Here is a 2,706-nt window from a genome sequence, read left to right on the forward strand (position 1 = left end):
CGACGTCGTCGTCACCGGCTCCTGGTCGAAGAAGAGCGCCGCCGAAGCCAGGCGCTATGCCGACGTCCGCATCGCCGCCAATGCCGCCGAGCTTCCCGGCGCCGACGGCCGCTACCTCGACATTCCCGCGCCCTCGACCTGGCAGCTGCGCCGGGACGCCTCGTACGTGCACGTCTGCACCAACGAGACCATCGACGGCATCGAATTCCAGGCCCTGCCCGACCTCCAGGCACTGGGCCATGACGCGCCGCTGGCGATCGACTTCTCCTCCCATGTGGCGTCGCGCCCGGTGGACTGGTCCAAGGTCGGCCTCGCCTTCGCCGGCGCGCAGAAGAACATCGGTCCGGCCGGCCTGACGCTGGTGATCGTCCGCGACGACCTGCTGGGCCACGCGCTGCCGATCTGCCCCTCCGCCTTCGACTACAAGATCGTGGCCGAGGCGCAGTCGATGTACAACACGCCGCCGACCTTCGGCATCTACGTCGCCGGCCTGGTGTTCCAGTGGCTCAAGCGCTTCGCGTACGGCGGCAAGACCGGCCTGGCCGCGATCGAGCAGCGCAACATCGACAAGGCCGCCCTGCTCTACGCGGCGCTGGACGGCTCCTCCCTGTATGAAAACCGCGTGGCGGCGTCGTGCCGCTCGCGGATGAACGTCCCGTTCTTCCTCCGCGACGAGCGTCTGAACGACGCCTTCCTGGCTGGCGCCAAGGAGCGGGGGCTGCTGCAACTCAAAGGCCACAAGTCGGTGGGCGGCATGCGGGCATCGATCTACAACGCGATGCCGCTGGAGGGCGTCCAGGCCCTGGTGAGCTACCTGAAAGACTTCGAAACCCGACATGGCTGACACGCCGAACACCCCCCTGCCCGAGGCGCCCGGCGACGCCCCGATGCCCCCGGCCCCGGTGGCCGACCCCGAACTGCTCGCGCTGCGCGACCAGATCGACGCGCTCGACTCGCAACTGCTGACGCTGCTGAACCAGCGCGCCCATGTCGCCGAGCAGGTCGGCGAGATCAAGCGCCGCGACGGCACGCCCTTCTTCCGCCCCGACCGGGTCGCCCAGGTCATCGCCAAGATCAAGGCGGCCAACCAGGGCCCGCTCAAGGGCGAACACGTCGCCGCCATCTGGCGCGAGATCATGTCCGCCTGCCTCGCGCTCGAGTCGCCGCAGCGGGTCGCCGTGCTGGGCCCCTTCGGCACCTTCTGCGAGCAGGCCGCGATCGAATACTTCGGCGGCGCCGCCGACCTGATCTACTGCAACAGCTTCGACGAGGTCTTCCACGCGACCGCCTCCGGCAGCGCGCAGTACGGCGTCGTCGGCGTCGAGAACATGACCGAGGGCGTGGTGACGCGCTCGCTCGACCTGTTCCTGCACACGCCCACGCATGTGGTCGGCGAAGTCAGCCTGCTGATCCGCCACAACCTGCTGCGCAAGGAGAACTCGCTGGAAGGCGTCGAGGCGGTGCTGGCGCACCCCCAGGCGCTCGCGCAGTGCCAGAACTGGCTGTCCAAGCACCTGCCGAACGCCGAGCGCCGCGCCGTGTCCAGCAACGCCGAAGGCGCGCGGCTGGCGGCCGAGAACCCGGCCTACGCCGCGATCGCCAGCGAGCGCGCGGCGACGCTGTTCGGCCTGCACATCACCGCGCACGCGGTGCAGGACGAGGCCTACAACCGCACCCGTTTCGCCGTGATCTGCCTGCCGCAGACCATGGCCACCCCCCCGGCCACGGGGCGCGACTGCACCAGCCTCATCGTCTCCGTGGCGAACCGCCCGGGCGCGATGCATGATCTGCTGGTGCCGTTGAAGAAGCACGGCGTGTCCATGACCCGCCTGGAGTCGCGCCCGGCCCGCACCGGTCAGTGGGAGTACTACTTCTACATCGACCTGGATGGCCACCCGTCGCAGCCGCACGTCGCCTCGGCGCTGGCGGAGCTGCGGGAGCTGTGCGCGTTCTACAAGGTCATCGGCGCCTACCCGCTGAAGTCCTGACGCTGAAGTCTTGAGCGAAAGAGGTTCCTTGCGATGTACAACCAACTCGGCGTGATCGGTTGCGGCCTGATGGGCGGCTCGTTCGCGCTGGCCATGAAGAAAGCCGGCCTGGTGCGCCGGGTGGTGGGCTACAGCAAGAGCCCGTCGACGACCGACACCGCCCGTCGCATGGGCGTGATCGACATCGCCGCCGAATCGGCGCTGCTGGCCGTGTCCGGTTCGGACATCGTGCTGGTGGCGGTGCCGGTCGCCGCGACCGAGTCCACGCTCAAGGCCATCCGCCACCTGGTGCGGGCCGACGTGCTGCTGATGGACGTGGGCTCGACCAAGAGCGATGTCGTCGACGCGGCCAAGCGCGCGCTCGGCAAGCAGTTCCCGAGCTTCGTGCCCGCACATCCGATCGCCGGCAAGGAAAGCGCCGGTGTGCAGCATGCCGATGCCGCGCTCTACCAGGGCCGCCAGGTCATCCTGACGCCGCTGGAGCAGACCCGGCCCGAGATGGTGCAGAAGGCGACCGACGTCTGGTCGGCGCTGGGGTCGCAGGTGCTCAAGATGGCGCCGCACCACCATGACGAAGCCTTCGCCGCGGTCAGTCACCTGCCGCACCTGCTGGCCTACGCCTACTTCAGCTCGGTCGCCAAACAGCCCTCGGGCCGCGATTTCCTGAGCCTGGCCGGTTCCGGCTTCCGCGACTTCACCCGGATCGCCGCCAGCGATC

At 69.1% G+C, this 2,706-nt stretch carries 3 protein-coding genes; all 3 read left to right on the forward strand.

Going from position 1 to position 2,706, the window contains the following annotated elements; translation table 11 throughout:
• Positions 1–844: 3-phosphoserine/phosphohydroxythreonine transaminase (gene serC, locus FUT87_RS22255; protein ID WP_147242424.1), on the forward strand; the 844-nt coding region annotated here is incomplete at its 5' end.
• A gap of 43 nt (positions 845–887) precedes the next feature.
• On the forward strand, positions 888–1,988 hold the full coding sequence (gene pheA, locus FUT87_RS22260; protein ID WP_147242426.1) for a prephenate dehydratase: 1,101 nt from the start codon (positions 888–890) through the stop codon (positions 1,986–1,988).
• A 33-nt stretch (positions 1,989–2,021) separates the two neighbouring features.
• On the forward strand, positions 2,022–2,706 hold a 685-nt coding region (locus tag FUT87_RS22265; RefSeq protein ID WP_147242425.1), incomplete at its 3' end, for a prephenate dehydrogenase/arogenate dehydrogenase family protein.

It is taken from the genome of Mitsuaria sp. TWR114 (assembly GCF_007997345.1).

Coding starts and splice junctions, on each gene's coding strand:
- pheA (WP_147242426.1), top strand. CDS start 888: ATGCCCCCGGCCCCGGTGGCCGACCCCGAACTGCTCGCGCTGCGCGAC.